This is a genomic window from Chromobacterium sp. ASV23, from assembly GCF_016428945.1.
Classification (GTDB): domain Bacteria; phylum Pseudomonadota; class Gammaproteobacteria; order Burkholderiales; family Chromobacteriaceae; genus Chromobacterium; species Chromobacterium sinusclupearum.
The window spans coordinates 1-584 of the sequence record NZ_JAELTR010000156.1 but is presented as its reverse complement, the minus strand read 5'-3'; the positions used below and the strand labels follow the sequence as shown (position 1 = coordinate 584).

Sequence of the window (584 nt, the reverse complement as noted above, 5' to 3'; positions counted from 1 at the left end):
AGCTTATATTTAAGTGCTCCGCCTCGAGTCGAAGACAACTCACCCAAGGCAAACAGATACTCCTTCTCTGACATAAAAGTGCGGTAGAAACGGAGCAAGGTATGCTCACCCCCAAGTTCGTAATCATCCCCTAATAGGCCATTTGTCTTAAGTGCAAAGCAAGAAAGTCGATCAGGGAAATCATGGAGACAACACGCATGAGGAGAGTCAAATAGGATATGGGAAGTTTTACTGATGGAATTAGTCCCCCAGAAAAAATGCAGTCGACTGACCAAACTGAAAAGTGTCTCACCAGGCAACCAGTCAAGCAGTGAGAAAGGTTTAAACATGCCACCCCCAATGCTATTTACTTCCTAATCATAGTGAACTTCTGCATCTGCTACCAATCAACAAAATGGTGGTGAAAACTCACTTAATACCTTCCTTAATCTCTGAAGTAGCGCATTGAGATTGCCTGATTTATTCAGAAGAGCATGCTCTAACTCAGATGCCACACTAAAGATACTCTCAACTTCCATTGTACGTGCAGCCCCCTTAATTCTATGAATGTGATGAAATGCTGCATTTACGTCCCCATTTTCCAC

2 protein-coding genes are annotated in these 584 nt (G+C 43.0%); both read right to left on the bottom strand.

The features are described 5' to 3' along the window. Positions 1-329, bottom strand: a 329-nt coding sequence (locus JHD59_RS22945) for a hypothetical protein (protein ID WP_233164469.1), incomplete at its 3' end; no start/stop codon positions are given. Between the two features lie 57 nt (positions 330-386). Then, positions 387-584: Hpt domain-containing protein (locus tag JHD59_RS22050; RefSeq protein ID WP_199155844.1), on the bottom strand; the 198-nt coding region annotated here is incomplete at its 5' end.